Origin of the sequence: Streptomyces sp. NPDC047974 (genome assembly GCF_040653375.1) — a bacterium.
In the GTDB taxonomy this organism is placed as follows: domain Bacteria; phylum Actinomycetota; class Actinomycetes; order Streptomycetales; family Streptomycetaceae; genus Streptomyces.
The window spans coordinates 160,714-176,081 of the sequence record NZ_JBEZNU010000005.1; the positions used below are offsets into that span (position 1 = coordinate 160,714).

12 protein-coding genes are annotated in these 15,368 nt (G+C 74.4%); all 12 read right to left on the reverse strand.

Translation table 11 applies throughout. From position 1 onward, the window contains the following. Positions 1 to 118: 118 nt before the first annotated feature. The 12 genes from AB0E19_RS10115 to AB0E19_RS10170 all read right to left on the reverse strand — a co-directional run bounded on the left by AB0E19_RS10115 (position 119) and on the right by AB0E19_RS10170 (position 15,057). A complete protein-coding gene (locus AB0E19_RS10115; protein WP_362176163.1) occupies positions 119 to 1,426 on the reverse strand; it encodes a cellulase family glycosylhydrolase in 1,308 nt (435 codons plus the stop codon). A 333-nt stretch (positions 1,427 to 1,759) separates the two neighbouring features. Beyond that, complete coding sequence (gene manA, locus AB0E19_RS10120; protein ID WP_362176166.1) at positions 1,760 to 2,950, reverse strand: mannose-6-phosphate isomerase, class I; 1,191 nt, start codon at positions 2,948 to 2,950, stop codon at positions 1,760 to 1,762. A gap of 289 nt (positions 2,951 to 3,239) precedes the next feature. Then, positions 3,240 to 4,217 (reverse strand): ROK family protein, encoded by a 978-nt coding sequence (locus AB0E19_RS10125; RefSeq protein ID WP_362176169.1) that lies wholly within the window; start codon positions 4,215 to 4,217, stop codon positions 3,240 to 3,242. A gap of 173 nt (positions 4,218 to 4,390) precedes the next feature. Beyond that, positions 4,391 to 6,523 (reverse strand): PQQ-dependent sugar dehydrogenase, encoded by a 2,133-nt coding sequence (locus tag AB0E19_RS10130; protein ID WP_362176172.1) that lies wholly within the window; start codon positions 6,521 to 6,523, stop codon positions 4,391 to 4,393. A gap of 41 nt (positions 6,524 to 6,564) precedes the next feature. Then, complete coding sequence (locus tag AB0E19_RS10135; protein WP_362176590.1) at positions 6,565 to 7,749, reverse strand: sugar phosphate isomerase/epimerase family protein; 1,185 nt, start codon at positions 7,747 to 7,749, stop codon at positions 6,565 to 6,567. Positions 7,750 to 7,874: 125 nt separating this feature from the next. Further along, positions 7,875 to 9,278: a nucleotide pyrophosphatase/phosphodiesterase family protein gene (locus AB0E19_RS10140; protein ID WP_362176175.1), complete on the reverse strand. Its 1,404-nt coding sequence runs from the start codon at positions 9,276 to 9,278 to the stop codon at positions 7,875 to 7,877. Between the two features lie 64 nt (positions 9,279 to 9,342). Beyond that, on the reverse strand, positions 9,343 to 10,512 hold the full coding sequence (eboE, locus tag AB0E19_RS10145) for a metabolite traffic protein EboE (protein WP_362176178.1): 1,170 nt from the start codon (positions 10,510 to 10,512) through the stop codon (positions 9,343 to 9,345). A 10-nt stretch (positions 10,513 to 10,522) separates the two neighbouring features. After that, positions 10,523 to 11,371, reverse strand: coding sequence for a TatD family hydrolase (locus tag AB0E19_RS10150; RefSeq protein ID WP_362176181.1), 849 nt, complete (start codon positions 11,369 to 11,371; stop codon positions 10,523 to 10,525). Continuing rightward, positions 11,371 to 12,066, reverse strand: a complete 696-nt coding sequence (locus AB0E19_RS10155; RefSeq protein WP_362176593.1) for an EboA domain-containing protein — start codon at positions 12,064 to 12,066, stop codon at positions 11,371 to 11,373. The genes AB0E19_RS10150 and AB0E19_RS10155 overlap by 1 nt, the downstream gene beginning before the upstream one ends. Next, the gene (locus AB0E19_RS10160; protein WP_362176184.1) at positions 12,063 to 12,941 is read right to left on the reverse strand and encodes a sugar phosphate isomerase/epimerase family protein; all 879 of its coding nucleotides are present in this window, start codon (positions 12,939 to 12,941) and stop codon (positions 12,063 to 12,065) included. Before AB0E19_RS10160 ends, AB0E19_RS10155 begins: the two co-directional genes overlap by 4 nt. Continuing rightward, a complete protein-coding gene (locus AB0E19_RS10165) occupies positions 12,938 to 13,942 on the reverse strand; it encodes an SCO3242 family prenyltransferase (protein ID WP_362176187.1) in 1,005 nt (334 codons plus the stop codon). Before AB0E19_RS10165 ends, AB0E19_RS10160 begins: the two co-directional genes overlap by 4 nt. After that, positions 13,939 to 15,057, reverse strand: a complete 1,119-nt coding sequence (locus tag AB0E19_RS10170) for an inositol-3-phosphate synthase (RefSeq protein ID WP_362176190.1) — start codon at positions 15,055 to 15,057, stop codon at positions 13,939 to 13,941. The genes AB0E19_RS10165 and AB0E19_RS10170 overlap by 4 nt, the downstream gene beginning before the upstream one ends. Positions 15,058 to 15,368: the final 311 nt, after the last annotated feature.

Sequence of the window (15,368 nt, forward strand, 5' to 3'; positions counted from 1 at the left end):
ACGCCGTGCGTCGTCCCCGCGGGGACGACGGAAACGGACGAGGAGCGGGCTCCGCGGCAGGGACCTGCCGGCGGAACCCGCTCCTCTCGCACCCGGGGCGGCGGGTGCGGCACGGGGGTCAGCTCGTGGCGCAGGGGACGCCGTCGAGGGCGAAGGAGGCGGGCACGGCACCGGGGCCGGCGACGTTGACGCCGAAGCTCACGGCCCCGCCGACCGGGACGGACGCGGTCCAGGACTCGCTGGTGGCCCGCACCTGTCGGCCTGTCCGGGTGACGGACGCGTTCCAGGCGGAGTTCACCGTCGCGCCCTCCGGGAGGTCGAAGTCGAGCTTCCAGCCCTTGAGGGGCTGTTCGCCGGTGTTGCGGACGGTGATGTCGGCGTTGAAGCCGGTGCCCCAGTCGTCGAGGCGGTAGGCGACGGAGCAGCCGCGCCGGTAGACGCCGGCCTCCTGCGAGGTCTGCCGGATGCCGTCGGGACCGTGGAAGAGACGCTCGCCCCAGGGGGTGAGCCGGCTCGCGTCGAAGCCGGTGGCGAGGTCGAGGTACTCGACGCCGCCGCCGTTGCCGCTCCAGGACCAGCCCAGGTAGCCGAGGTCCAGTCGGCGGGCGGTGGCCATGACGGCGTCCTCGTCGGGGTTGCCGTCGGAGTGGTCGTGGCCGAACTCGCCGACGACGACGGGCAGTCCGCGGTCGACGAAGCTGCCGAGGTAGTCCTCGACCTCGGCGGCGGTGTCGTACACGCCGTACATGTGGATCGAGAAGACGGTGTTGCGGTCCGGGTCGGACGCGAAGACGGCGGGGGCGTTCTCGCGCATGGTGTGCGACCAGTCCTGCCCCCAGTTGGGCGCGTCGGCCATCAGCGTGTGGTCGAAGCCGGCCGCGCGCAGCCGGCCGATGGCGTCCTCGGTGTCCTGTGTCCAGGCGCTGTAGCCGGCGTTCCCGTGGGGCTCGTTGCCGAGGTTGACGATGACGTACTTCTCCTGGCCCTTGAGGGCGCTCGCCACCTCCAGCCAGTAGTCGACGGCCTCGGAGAGCGAGGCCGCGCCGCTCTGCTCTCCGTATCCGGTGGTGTCGTGGGCCTCCAGGACGCAGACGAGCCGGTTGGCCTTGCACTGTGCGACGACGGCCGCGACGTCGGCGGCGTCGTTCTTCGTCCAGCGCGTGCCGGTGGAGAGGACCACCCGCACGGAGTTGGCGCCGAGCGCCTTGATGTCGGCGAGGGACTGCCCGGTGCGGTCGGTGTACCAGGTGTGGGCGTGGTTGACGCCGCGGAGGACGAAGTCCTTGCCGGTGGCGTCGACGAGCCGTCCGTCCACGACGCGGAAGCCGTCGGAGCGCTCGGCGGCCTGGGCGGTGACGGGGACCGAGGCGGTCGTGGCGGCGAGGGCGAGCAGCGTCGCCGCCGAGAGGACCCGTGTCCTGTTCATGTGGTGCTCCCAACTCGGACCGCGCCCTCGACGGAAGCGCGGGCGCGGCGGTGCCTGACATGGAGTGAGATCGCGGCGGATCGGGGCCGGTCGCCCCGGGGCCCACGGGTGGTGGGCGGGTCGCCGCCGGCCCCCACTGCCCGGATGGTGCTGCGGCTCGGTTCCGGGCAGTGGGGATTAACCGCAGGTGCGGTTCGGGTCGTCGCCTTCGTGGATCAGCGATTTCCCTGCCGATTCCTGGCGGCCGAATTGAGGCTAGAGGCCGTGATGGCCGATAACAAGAGAAAGAACATAACCGGTTAAGTTTCGTGCGGCTTCTGTCGAGCGCACGATTCACCCGAGGCGTTCGGCGGTGCCCGTCGTGGCGCGGAAGACCGTGCCGGCGCCCTCCAGTCCGGCCTCGGCGCCCGCGGGCACGTACACGGCCTGCCCGGGGCCGATGCCGAGGTGCTCCCCCGCCGAGGAGACGGTCGCGGTCCCGGCGGCGCAGAGAAGGATCTGCGGGGCGTCCAGCGTCACGCGCCGCCGGGGTCCGCCGGCGCGCGGGAGGTACCGCGACAGGCGGAAGTCGTCCACCGGCGCCGGGTACACCTCCTCCGCCCCCTCCTCCCGAGGGGTCAGGACGCGGGCCGGTGGCGCGTCGAAGCGCACCACCCGGGCCAGTTCGTCCGCGTCGACGTGCTTCGAGGTCAGACCGCACCGCAGGACGTTGTCGGAGCTCGCCATGATCTCCACACCGAGCCCGGAGAGATACGCGTGCGGGACTCCCGCGCCGAGGAACAGCGCCTCGCCGGGACCCAGTTCGACGTACCGGAGCATGAGGGCCGTCAGGAGTCCCGGGTCGCCTGGATGAGCCCGTGCGACGCGGTCGTAGGCGGCGACGCGGGCCTCCCCCGCCCCGGCCGCCGCGACGGCCACTCCTCGGGCGACGGCGTCGAGCAGGCCGGCGGGCGGCCGGAGGAAGGCCCGGAACACCTCCGCGAGCCCCTGCCGCTCCGGAGCGACCCGCAGGGTCTCGATGTACGGCCGCAGCGCGGGCACCTCCAGGGCGTCGAGCAGATCGGCGGTGTCCGCCGGGTTCCGAAAGCCGCACAGCCCCTGGAAGGGGGTGAGGGTGACGATCATCTCGGGCTTGTGCTGGTCGTCGCGGTAGTTGCGGTGGGGTGCGTCCAGGGGCACGCCGAGCGCGTTCTCCCGCGCGAATCCGGCCTGGGCCTGGGCGAGGTCCGGGTGCACCTGCACGGAGAGCGGCGCGTCGGCGGCCAGAAGCTTGAGCAGGAACGGGAGCCGGGGCCCGAACCGGCGCACGGTGCCCGCCCCGAGCTCACCCTCCGGATCCCCGGAGACGACCCGGTCCAGCGGGACCGGCGCGTCCCCCCGGGCCACCCGGGAAGGCGCCGCCGGATGGGCGCCCATCCAGAGCTCGGCCTGGGGGGCTCCGGTGGGCGGCAGCCCCATGAGCTCCGGCAGCAGGGTGCGGGAGCCCCAGTCGTAGGGCTGGACGGTGTTGAGGAGGAGATCCATGGCTTTTCCCTGGAGTGCGTACGGGTGGGATCGGGGCAGGGCGCCACGCCTTGAGGGGCGGCCGGTGCCCGATTCGCGGGCAGCGCGGAAGGGCCCCGGCCGTATCCGGTGAAGGTCACGGGACACGGGACACGGGGCAGGAGTCAGAGGTCGGACGTCAGAGGTCAGAGGCCAAAGGCCAAAGGCCAAAGGCCAAAGGCCAGAGGCCAGAGGCCAGAGGTCAGAGGCCAGAGGCCAGAGGTCAGAGGTCAGAGGCCAGAGGTCAGGTCCGCCGATCGTCGGTTCGTCGTCAGCCGGTCGTCAGACGGCCGCCCGCACCCGCGCCCGCGCGGGACGATCCGGAGGCCGCGACACCGGCGGCCGCCGCGCCGATCAGCCCGGCGTCGAGGGCCAGCCCGGCGGGCACGACCGGGAGGTCGCGCGTGAAGTCGAGGACGGCGAACGACGCGAGGTGATGGCGCAGCGGCCCGAACAGCACGTCGCCCGCCTGCGAGACCCCGCCCCCCACCACGACCAGGTCGAGTTCGACGAGCGCGGCGGTGGCCGCGATGGCGGCGGCCAGGGCGCGGCCGGCCCGGTCGAAGGCGGCGAGCGCCCTCGGGTCGCCCGCACGGGCCGAGAGCTCGACCTCGCGCGCGGTGGCGGGAAGGCCGGGCGGGGGCGTCCAGCCCGATTCCAGCGCGTGGGCGGCGATCGCCGTACCGCTGGCGTAGCGCTCGACGCATCCCCGGGCGCCGCAGGGGCAGACGGGGCCGTTCTGGTCGACGGTGATGTGCCCGATGTGCCCGGCGTTCCCCGTCGTGCCGGCGTGGAGGGAACCGCCCAGGATCAGGCCGCCGCCGACCCCGGTCGAGACGACCATGCACAGGGCGTTCGCCGCGCCCTTCGCCGCGCCGAGCCAGTGTTCCGCCGCCGCCATCGCGACCGCGTCGCCGACCAGTACGGGCTCGATGCCGTCGGGGACGGCGGGATGGTTCCGCACCCGCTCCACCAGCGGGAAGGAACGCCAGGCCGGGATGTTCACCGGGCTCACCGTCCCGGCGAAGGTGTCCACGGGCCCGGCGCTCCCGATCCCCAGGCACGACAGCGCGCCCCACTCGGGGTGGGCCGCGAGCTCGTCCACGACCGATGCCACCGCGGCCGTCATCGCCTGGGCGGACTCGCGCGCGGGCGTCGGCCGCTGCGCCCTCACCACGACACACCCCTCGGCGTCGATCAGCGCCCCGGCGATCTTCGTGCCACCGATGTCCAGCGCTCCGTACACCATCCGCCCAACCTCTCCAGAACTGTCATCACCGTGCAGGCACCACTCTGCCGAGCTATGACAACGTTGTCCAGAGAGAAGCGGATCCGGTTAAGTCACATGTCCGGGCCTCGCGCACCGGGCCCTCGGGGCGGCTGAGGCGCCGCCCCGAGGGCCCGGTGGGGACGTGGTGCGTGTCAGTCCGCGGGGGTCAGGGCCACCTCCGCGCTGCCCGCGAGGGAGGGGAGGCCGGCCGGAGGGGTGTCCTTGTAGGAGGCGTTGAAGACGGCCTTCAGGTTGTCGGAGCCGGCGTGGCCGCCGTCCACGAAGGTGCGGAACGAGCCCGCGCAGCCGGTGCTGGTCGACAGGGGGTGGCCGTGGGAGTCGTGGCCGAGGATGAAGGAGACGGTGACCTTGGAGCAGTCGACGGGCTGGTCGTCGGTGATGTCGACCTTCCAGGTGACGGTGTCGCCCCAGTGGAACGCGGTGCCGCCGTGCGGAGCGGGGTCGGTGGTGAGGGAGACGAGCGGTGCCTTGTTCCCGACGACGACCTGGACGGCGGTGGAGGCCGAGCGGCCGGTGCTGTCGGTGACCTTCAGGGTGGCCTCGAAGACGCCGTCGGTCGTGTAGGTGTGGGTGGGGTCGGGCCGGGTGGAGTCCGCGGTGCCGTCGGCGTCGAAGTCCCAGGCGTAGCGGAGCGCGTCCCCGTCGGCGTCCTGCGTGCCGGCGGCGGAGAAGCGGACCGTCAGCGGGTTGACGCCGTTGACGACGTCCGCGGTGGCCTTGGGTTCGGGCGTGCGGTTGCCCCGGACGTAGTCGATGCGCGCGAGCTGCGCCTCGGGCAGTTCCGCGAAGTAGCCGGTGCCGTACTCCAGGACGTAGAGCGCGCCGTCGGGACCGAACTCGGCGTCGATCGGTCCGTCCGTGCGGATGCCGGGGACGGCGTCCTCGATCGCGAGGACCTCGTTGCGCTTGCCGAGGGTGAGGGCCTTCATCTGGTCGCGGGTCCACTCGTAGAACAGGGGCTTGTCGGCGAGGGAGGCGGGCCAGCGGTTCTCGGCGGTGTTGCGCCTGTCGTAGCGGTACGCCGGGCCGCCCATCGGTCCGATGCCGCCCGTGCCGAGCTGCGGGAACCGCGTGGAGGCGTCGTAGCCGTAGACGATCTCGGCGTCCGTGACCGGCGGCAGTTCGGTCAGGCCGGTGTTGTGGCGCGAGTCGTTGACCGGGGCGGCGCAGTCGAAGGCGCCGGCGGACTTCTGGGTGGCGAAGTCGTAGTCCTGGTAGGGCTGGTCGCGGGTCACGCAGAACGGCCAGCCGTAGTTGGCGGGACGGTCGATGACCATCCAGCGGCCCTGCCCGGCGGGGCCCCGGTCCGGGCGTGCGGTGCGGGCGTCGGGCGAGTAGTCGCCGACGTAGACCTCGCCGGTCCGCTTGTCGACCCCGAAGCGGAAGGGGTTGCGCAGTCCCATGGCGTAGATCTCGGGACGGGTCTTCGGGGTGCCGGGCGCGAAGAGGTTGCCGTCGGGGATCACGTAGCCGCCGTGGCGCTTGACCTTGATGCGGAGCACCTTGCCGCGCAGGTCGTCGGTGTTGCCGGAGGTGCGGCGGGCGTCGTAGGCGGGGTTGCGGTCGGGGCGGTCGTCGATCGGGGCGTAGCCGTCCGAGGAGAAGGGGTTGGAGTCGTCGCCGGTCGAGAGGTACAGGTTGCCCCGGTGGTCGAAGTCGATCTTGCCGCCGACGTGGCAGCAGAGGCCGCGGTCGGCGGGAATGTCGATGATCTTCTGCTCGGAGGCGTAGTCCAGCTTGTTGCCGGTGAGCTTGAACCGGGAGAGCCGGGTGTAGCCCTTGTACGGGGCGAAGTCCGCGGGCGTGCCGGTCTGCGGGGCGTCGCCCTCGTTGACGCCCGGGGTGGACGGGTCGTCCATGGGGGTGGTGAGGCGGGGCGAGTAGTACAGGTAGACCCAGTGGTTCCTGGCGAAGTCGGGGTCGACGGCGATGCCCTGGACGCCCTCCTCGTCGTGCTGGTAGAGCCCGGCGGGGCTCTTCTTCATGTCGGCGGCGAGGAAGTTCACGCCGCTCTCGGGGTCGTGGACGCGGATCTCGCCGGTGCGCGCGGTGTGCAGCACGCGCAGGTCGGGGAGGACGGCGAGGGCCATGGGCTCGCCCGGCCGGTCGTTGAGGGTGACCTTCTGGAAGGCGGGCGCGGCGGACGCGGCCGCCGGGGCCGCGTCCGGTGCGGGGGTGGCCTGGACCGGGGCCAGGGGCAGCAGCCCGAGGGCACCGGCCAGCGCCGCCGTGCCCAGGAGGGTGACGATCCGTCTGTTGCGCACGCGGAACTCCTTCGCTACTGGTTCGGGGCGGTGCGTCGCGGTCAGCGGTGGGCGCGGAGGGCGGCGAGGTTGTCGTAGCCGATGCGGGCGTACTCCAGCGACTGGCCGGGGACGGTGGCGCTCGGCGCGGTGTCCTGCTCGACCATCGGGTGGTGGCGGTTCTTCGCCCCGACCCGGGTGAAGAACCGCCGGTAGTCGATGTCGCCGGTGCCGAACGGCACCATGTCGTAGCCCATGCCGCTCTGCGGGTTGATCACGCCGTCCTTGGCGTGGAAGAGCGGGAAGCGGGGCGTGTGGCGGGCCACCAGGCCGGCCGGGTCGAAGATCTGCTCGTGCCGGGAGCCGTCGTGGGCGGTGTAGGCGTGGAACTTGTACTGGGCCACGTGGGCCCAGAAGACGTCCAGCTCCAGGTGGACGCTCCTGGGGTCGCTGACCTGGAGGAAGTACTCCAGCTTCCGGATGCCGGAGCTGCGGGTCGGCCGGCCCTGGGCGTCGAGCGGACCGCCGTCGAGGAGGAAGTCGTAGGCGCTGTCGTGGTTGTGGGTGTAGAGCTTGATCCCTTCCCGGGCGGCGAGGGCGCCCAGGGTGTTCCACTTGTCGGCGGCGACGTCCCAGTCGGCGCGGTAGGGGCTGCCGGTGGGGTCGCCGCCGGTGCCCATGTGCTCCATGCCGAGGATGTTCGCGATCTCCAGGGCCTGCCGGAACGCGTCCAGGTCGGCGGGGGTGAGCGGCCAGGAGCTCGGGATGAAGCCGTGGCTGCCCTGGGCTCGCAGCCCGTACTCGTCGAGCCAGGAGCGCATGAGCCGGGCGCCGTCGACGGTGCCGAGGTCCGCGCCGCCGGGGGCGTTGGCGTGCTGGCGGTACCCGGCGAACTCCACCTGCCGGTAGCCGTACCGGGCCAGCTGCCGGAACACCTCGCGGAAGCCGGACGGCAGGTCGGAGGCGAGCGGGTCGCGGGAGACCGCGTCCCGGACGGTGTAGAGGATCAGTCCGCGCTTGTCCGGGGGGACGAGGGCGGAGCGGCCGCGGTCCCCGGTCCCCTGCGGCTCGGCCTGCGCCAGGGCCGGCGAGGCGCCGAAGACGGGCGCGGCGACGGCCGCGGCCGCGGTGGCCGTGCAGGTGCTGAGGAAGCGGCGGCGGCTGACCCCGAGCGTGCGGCGCAGCGCGTCGCCGGCGGGGGCCGCTCCGGGGGTGGTCGCTTCGCGGGTGGTCTCTTCGGGCGACACGGTCACGGTGTTCTCGCTTTCGTCGTGGTGGGGGTAGGGGGGCAGGGTGCGGCCCGGCGAAGGGCGCGGCGGTGCCGGGCGCGGCGGTACGGGGAACGGCGGTACGGAAGGGGCGCGCCGGGTCGTCAGGTGAGGCCGGCGAGCCGCAGGAGGAGCGGCTTCACCTCGGTGGCCGCGGTGCGGCCGGGCAGGGCGCCGGGGGCGGAGCAGAGGACGAGCGGGCCGTCCGCGTCGCTCGCGGGCAGGCGGCCGTGGCTGCCGCGGACGGGTGACGGGTCCAGGGGCACGACCGCCACGCGGTAGCGGAGGCCGGCCTTCTTGCGGGCCACGGCGGCCGCGGCCTTGAGCCGTACGTAGGGGTCCTGGGGGTCCATGAAGAGTTCGGCCGGGTCGTAGCCGGGCTTGCGGTGGATCTCGACGAGACGCGCGAAGTCGGGGGCGCGCGCGTCGTCCAGCCAGTAGTAGTAGGTGAACCACGCGTCGGGTTCGGCGACGGCGACCAGCTCGCCGGAGCGGGGGTGGTCCAGGCCATGTGCCTTCTTTCCCTCGTCGTCGAGGAGTCGCTCGACGCCGGGCAGGCCCTGGAGGGCGGCACGGGTGGCCGCGAGGTCCTCGGGACGGCGGACGTAGACGTGGGCGAGCTGGTGGTCGGCGACGGCGAAGGCCCGGGAGGCCATCGGGTCGAGGTACTCCATGCCGTCCTGGGTGTGGACGTCGAGGAGCCCGGCGCGTCGCAGGGCGCGGTTGATGTCGACGGGGCGGCTGACGCGGGTGATCCCGTATTCGGACAGGGCGACGACCGTACGGCCCTCGGCGCGGGCGTCGTCCAGCAACGGGCCGATGACCGCGTCGAGTTCGGCGGCGGCGCGGAGCGAGCGCGGGTCGTCGGGGCCGTACCGCTGGAGGTCGTAGTCGAGATGCGGGAGGTAGCAGAGCGTCAGGTCGGGGCGGCGGGTGCGCATGATGTGGCGGGTGGCGTCCGCGATCCACCGGCTGGAGGCGAGGGAGGCGCCCGGTCCCCAGAAGTGGAAGAGGGGGAAGGTGCCGAAGCGGTCGGTGAGTTCGTCGTGGAGCTCCGGAGGGCGGGTGTAGCAGTCGGGTTCCTTGCGCCCGTCGGCGTAGTAGACCGGGCGGGGCGTGACGGTGATGTCGGTGTCGGCGCCCATCGCGTACCACCAGCAGATGTTGGCGACGGTGTAGCCCGGGTGGGCGCGGCGGGCGGCGTCCCAGATCCTGTCGCCGGCGACCAGGCCGTTGTGCTGGCGCCACAGCAGGACGTCGCCGAGTTCGCGGAAGTACCAGCCGTTGCCGACGATGCCGTGCTCGGCGGGGAGGGTGCCGGTGAGGAAGGTGGACTGGACGGCGCAGGTGACGGCGGGCAGCACGGTGGTCAGGGGTGCCCGCGAGCCGGAGTCGGCGAGGGCGCGCAGGCGGGGCATGTGGTCGAGGAGCCGGGGGGTGAGGCCGACGACGTCGAGGACGAGGAGGGGGGTCGGGTGACCGTCTGCCGGGGGCTTCGCTGCGGTCACGGGAGTTCCTTCACGGGAGAGCCTTCACGGGAGGTCCTTGCGGGAGAGCCTTCGCGGGAGGTCCTTACGGGATCTCCTTCAGGCCGAGGTCGGTGAGCAGGTCGCGGGCGAGGGTGAGTTCGGCGGCGATGCCGTCGGCGAGGCGGCCGCGGGTGCGGGGCCGCTCGCCGGGCGGGAGCGCCTGCCAGGTGTACGTCTCGACCTCCAGGTGGCGGGTGCGGGGGTGGGCGCCGCCGACGAGATGGGTGAGGGCGTCCTTGAGGACGGGGAGCGTGGAAGTGAGCGGCGGGGCGGGCGGGGCGTGCAGGGGGACGTGGAAGTGGGAGCGCCAGGGGGCGGTGTCGGGCAGGGTGCCCCCCGCGAGCGCTTCGGGCAGGTCGTCGGTGCCGTGGAGTCCCGCGGCGGTGACCGTGCGGGTCTGGTGCAGGAAGCGCGGTTCGGCGTAGGCGGCGAGGGCGGCGCGCACGTCTGGCCGGTGGGGGTGTTCGGCGTGCAGGGCGGTGGAGAGCTGGGCCTTGGGGACGCCGATGCCGGCGGCGTCGAGTGCGGCGAGGGCCGTGGCCGGGTCCTCGAAGGAGGTCGCGAGGTGGCAGGTGTCGACGCAGACGCCGACGCGGTCGCCGGGCAGGCGGGTGAGCGGACCGATGGCGTCGGCGGTGGTCTCCACCGCGCAGCCCGGTTCGGGTTCGAGGGCGAGACGGACCGACTTGCCGGTCAGCTCCTCCAGCGCGTCGAGCCGTTCCGTGAGGGTGGTGAGGGCGGCTCGGGCGGTGGCGGCGGCGTGCTCGTCGAAGGCGGTGCGCCAGGCGAGCGGCAGGGTGGAGACGCTGCCCTCGGTGACGTCGTCGGGGAGCAGGGCGGCGAGGAGACGGGCGAGGTCGGTGGTATGGGCGAGGCGCTCGGGCTCGGTCCAGTCGGGCCGGTAGACGCGGTGCTTGACCGCCTCGGCGCCGAAGCCCTCGTAGGGGAAGCCGTTGAGGGTGACGACTTCGAGGCCTCGGCGGTCCAGCCCGGTCCGGAGCCCGCGCAGCGCCACCGGGTCGTCGACGAGCGCCCTGGCGGCGCCCCTGGCAAGCCACAGGCCGATGCCGAGCCGGTCGCGGCCGAGGCGCCGGCGCACCGGCTCGCAGTGGTCGCGGAGCTGGGCGAGGACGCCGTCCAGGGTCTCGGCGGGGTGGACGTTGGTGCAGTAGGAGAGGTGGACGAGGGTGCCGTCCGGATGGCGGAAGCGCACGGGTCCCTCCTCACTCTCCGCCGCGGAGAACGGAGTTGCCCTCGTGCAGGGGTTCCGGGGCGGGAACGTCGAGACGGAGCCGGCCGCCGAGTCCGTAGAAGGCGACGGGGTTGCGCCACAGGACCCGGTCGACGTCGTCCTCGGTGAAGCCCGCGACGAGCATGGCGTCGGCGACCTCGCGGGTCTTCAGCGGATCGCTCCTGCCCCAGTCGGCGGCCGAGTTGACGAGGATCCGCTCGGTGCCGAAGGTGCGCAGGACGGTCACCATGCGGTCCGTGTCCATCTTGGTGTCGGGGTAGACGGAGAAGCCGAGCCAGCAACCGCTGTCCGCCGCGGCGGCGACGGTCGTCTCGTTGAGGTGGTCGAGGAGGGTCCACTCCACCGGCAGGGCGGACTCGCGGACGACGTCGAGGGTCCGGCGGAGTCCGGCGAGCTTGTCCCGGTGCGGGGTGTGGACGAGGGCGGGCAGGCCGTGGTCGGCGGCGAGCTGGAGCTGGGCGGCGAGCGCGGTGTCCTCGGCGGGGGTCATCGCGTCGTAGCCGATCTCGCCGACGGCGACGACGGAGTCCTTCACGAGGTAGCGGGGCAGCTCGTCGAGGACGGGCGTGCAGCGCGGGTCGTTGGCCTCCTTGGGGTTGAGCGCGATCGCGCAGTGGTGGGCGATGCCGTACTGGGCGGCGCGGAACGGCTCCCAGCCGAGCAGCGCGTCGAAGTAGTCGAGGAAGCTGGCGGGCGAGGTGCGCGGCTGGCCGAGCCAGAAGGCCGGTTCGACCACGGCGCGGACGCCCGCCGCGTGCATCGCCTCGTAGTCGTCGGTGGTGCGCGACGTCATGTGGATGTGGGGGTCGAAGATGCGCATCACGGCTCCTCGGTCGGTACGCCGGTCAGGGTCAGGGCGTGGCGGAGGTCGCGGGGGATCTCCCGGCCCGCCGCGGTGCGTTCGGCGGCGTGGGCGGCGAGCATGCGGGCGAGCTCCGCGTCGCCGGCGGCCCGCCGCGCCAGGTCCGCCACGGCGGTCAGCGGTACGCCGGCGAAGAGGCACTTGAGGACGGCGTGCCGCCAGGAGTGCGGGGCCAGGTGGGCCGCGGCGTAGGGGCCCACGGCGGCGGCGATCAGCCGGGTGTCGTGCGTGCGCAGGGCGTCGTCGACGAGGGGTGCGGCCTGCGGGCCGTCGACGAGGTGGGGCAGGGCGAGCAGCACCGCGCGGCGCTCGGCGGCGCTGCCCTGCCGGTAGAGCCGGGTCAGCGTCTCGGCGTCGGCCTGGGCCTCGATCAGCAGCAGGGCCCGTACGGCGTCCGCGGCGTCCTGGCCGCAGTGCCGGCCGGCGGTGACGAAGCGGAGCTGCCAGGTGGGGTGGGAGGGGTGCGCGGAGGGGGGCGCGGTGGGTGTCCGTGGCGCTGTCTCCGCACGGGCCGGATCGGGGGGCGAGGGTGCCTGTGCCGCCGGTGCCGCTCGGCCGGCGTCGACCAGGGCCTCGGCGAACCACGCTCGGGCGTGGTCGTCGGGCAGCCGGGCCGCGACGCCGGCTCGGGTCCAGGGCCGTGGTGGCGTCAGCATGCCGGCGCTCCCTTCGCCGCGGCCGCGGCGGCGTCACGGAGGAACGCGACGGACTCCGCGGCCAGTCGCGGGCCCGCGTGCGCGTGGCGGGGCAGTTCGACGACGGTGAGGCCCTGGTAGCCGATGGCGGCGAGGGCGTCGAGGACGGGCGGGAAGTCGATCTCGCCCTCGCCGAACGGCAGGTGCTCGTGCACGCCGCGCCGCATGTCCTCGATCTGCACGTGCCGCAGCCAGGGCGCCGCCGCGCGGACGCACGCGGCGGGCGGCTCCGGTTCCAGGCACTGGCAGTGGCCGATGTCGAGGGTGAGGCCGAGGGGCGCGGGGTCGCCGAGTGCGGCGCGCAGCCGGTGGAAGTCGTCGAGCGTGGCGAGGAGGTGGCCCGGCTCGGGTTCGATGGCGAGCGGCACGCCCGCGTCGGCGGCGGCGTCGAGCACGGGCGCCAGCGCCTCCGTCAGGCGCCGCCAGGCCGTGGCGTCGTCGGTGCCGGGCGGGGTGACGCCGCTGAAGCAGTGCACGGCGTGCGCCCCGAGGTCGGCCGCGACCGCGACCGCGGTGCGCAGCAGGCGGATCCGGGCGGCGCGGTCGCGCGGGTCGGCGTCGAGCAGCGAGGGTCCGTGCTTGCGGCGCGGGTCGAGCACGTACCGTGCCCCGGTCTCGACGGTCGCGGTGAGTCCGAGCGCGGCGAGCCGGCGGGCGACGCGGGCGGTGCGGGCGGCGAGACCGGGCGCGAGGGGGTCGAGGTGCATGTGGTCGAGCGTGAGCCCGACGCCGTCGTAGCCCAGGTCGGCGAGGAGTCCGAGGGCGTCGTCGAGGCGGAGGTCGGTGAGGCCGTTGGTGCCGTATCCGAGGCGGAGTCGCTGCCGTTCGCTCATGTGGCGCTCACCTTCCGTGCGAGGGTACGGGCGAGGGGGGCGAGCCCCAGCAGGCCGATCCCGGTGCCGGCCGCCCCGGCGCGGGCCGCGAGGGCGGCCTGGAGCGGGATCATGGCGCGGATCCCGGCGCCGACGGCGCGCTGGGTGAGCGGCGGGGACGGGTCGAGCGCGGCGTGGAGCAGGGGCACGGCGGCGGTGCCGGCGTAGAGGGCGGCGGGCAGCAGCGGTACGAGTTCCGCCGCGCCGCGCGGCTTCCGGAGTGCCCGGAGGGCGGTGCCGGCCCCGAGCGCGCACGTCGCGGCGAGGGCCCCGAGCGGTGCGCGCGTCGAACCGCCCCGCGCCTCGTGCCGGGACACGGCGGTGACGGCGTACGTGTGCAGGGCGAGCGCGCCGGCGGGCGCCGCGACCCGGAGGACGGCCCGAGCTCCCGCGGCGGCCGGCTCCGGTTCGGGGGCCCGGCGCGGTGCGGAGCCCGTGGCCGTGGCCGTGGCGCCCAGGACGAGGTCGAGGGCGCGGGCGACGGCCATGGCGGCGGGGGCGGCGGGCGTGTGCTTGAGCCGGAGGTCGTAGGCCCATACGGTGCCCGCCACGGCGGCGGCCACGGTGAGGGCAGGTCGGCCCGCGCGGGAGGCGAGGGCGAGTCCGGCGGCGGTCAGGAGACCGGCCGCGCCCAGCGCCGCGGCCGGAGCGATCCGCCCGGAGGGCAGGGGGCGGTGGGGCCGGTCGACGGCGTCCTCCTCGCGGTCGGCCCAGTCGTTCAGCGCCATGCCCGCCTCGTACAGACAGAGCGACGCCCCGATCGCGTACGCCGTCCCCCGGCCGGGCCGCACTCCCACGGCCGCGGCCCCGGCCAGCGCGTCCCCGGGCACGCTGAACAACGCGGACACGCGCAGCAGTTCGGCCCAGGCCCGGAACCGGCCACGGCCTGGGACGCGCCCGGTGGCGGACGTGGTCCCGGGTGTGCCGCGCTCGGCGGGGTTCGGGTGGGTGGGGCGGGTCATGCCGCCTCCCGCAGCCGGTCGGCGAACGCCAGCAGTTCGGCGAACTGCTCCGCGAGGCCGGCGGGACCCCCGTCCGGGTCCTTGAAGTAGAAGCCGAGCTGCGGGAGCGGGCCGCAGACGCCGGCTTCGTGGGCACGGGCGACCAGGCGGGCCAGGTCGAGGACGAGGGGTGCGGCGAGCGCGGAGTCACAGCCCTGCCAGATGGTCTGGAGAATCATCCGCGAGCCGAGGAAGCCCTCGAAGGCGATGTGGTCCCAGGCCGTCTTCCAGTCGCCGAGCGCGGGAACGTCGTCGATGTGGACCCGGCCCTCCGGCCGGTGGCCGAGCGTTTCCGTGAGGACGCGTTCCTTGCCGGCGTTCTTCGCCGCCGCGGCGGCGGGGTCGGCCAGCGTCGCCCCGTCTCCCCCGCCCAGCAGGTTGGTGCCGGACCAGGCCCGTACGTCCAGGGCCCGCTGGACGAACATCGGGGCGAGGACGGAGCGCAGCAGCGTCTGGCCGGTCTTGCCGTCGCGGCCGGCGTGGGGCAGTCCGGCGGCGGTCGCGGCGGCCGTGAGGTCCGGGGTGCGCAGCCCGGTGGACGGGGTGAAGTCGACGTACGGGCAGCCGGCCCGTACGGCCGCGGCGGCGTAGAGGGAGCTGGGCGGCAGGCGTTCGGCGTCGGGCGCCGGCGTCGGTTCCGTGCAGGAGACGTTGACGACGACCACGCGTGCGAGGGCGTGGCGGGCACGGAAGGACGCGAGGTCGGCGGCGAGGTCGGCGATGAGTTCGGCGTCGGTGCGGGGGTCGTCCGGGAGGGGGCCGCCGGTACGTATCTCCTCGTCGGCGGCGGTGAGTTCGGCGTGGACGGCGGCGGCGAGCCCGTGCGGGAGCACGCCGGCGCCGGTGAGGAGTTCGGCGCGCTTGGGAAGCGGGCAGGACGCGATGTCGTGGCCGCCGAAGACGAGTGCCGCCAGGGGCGGCAGGCCGGTGCCGGCGAACGCGGGTGTCTCGGTGACCATCCCGGTCGCCGGGTGGAGTCCGGCACAAACGGCTGCGCATCCTGCCACGGCGGTGGTCGCCACGGAGCCGCGTGCTCCGGCGAACCAGACTCCGGTGCGTGCGTGGGGGTCGGTCACGGGCTGCCTCCTTGCCGGTCGTTGGGTGCATGGGGAAGGCCGGGGAGCTGATGGCGGGGGGGTGAGGTGGTGCGGCGCGGCGGCCGTGCGGGCGGCGGGGCGACGCCGCAGGGCCGGCGGTGCGGGGCGGGCGACCCGGCCCCGTCGGGAGGGGCCGCGGCGCGGGCCGGGGCCGGCGGTGCCGTGGAGGCCCGGGGCCGTGGTGGTGGTGATGTGAGGGGACCGTAGCCCCGTTCGTCCGTGACCGAAAGCCCTTGCGCGGCAACGAGGACGAACTTTCTCCCGCATCAGGACAAAGGCGTGCGCGGGCA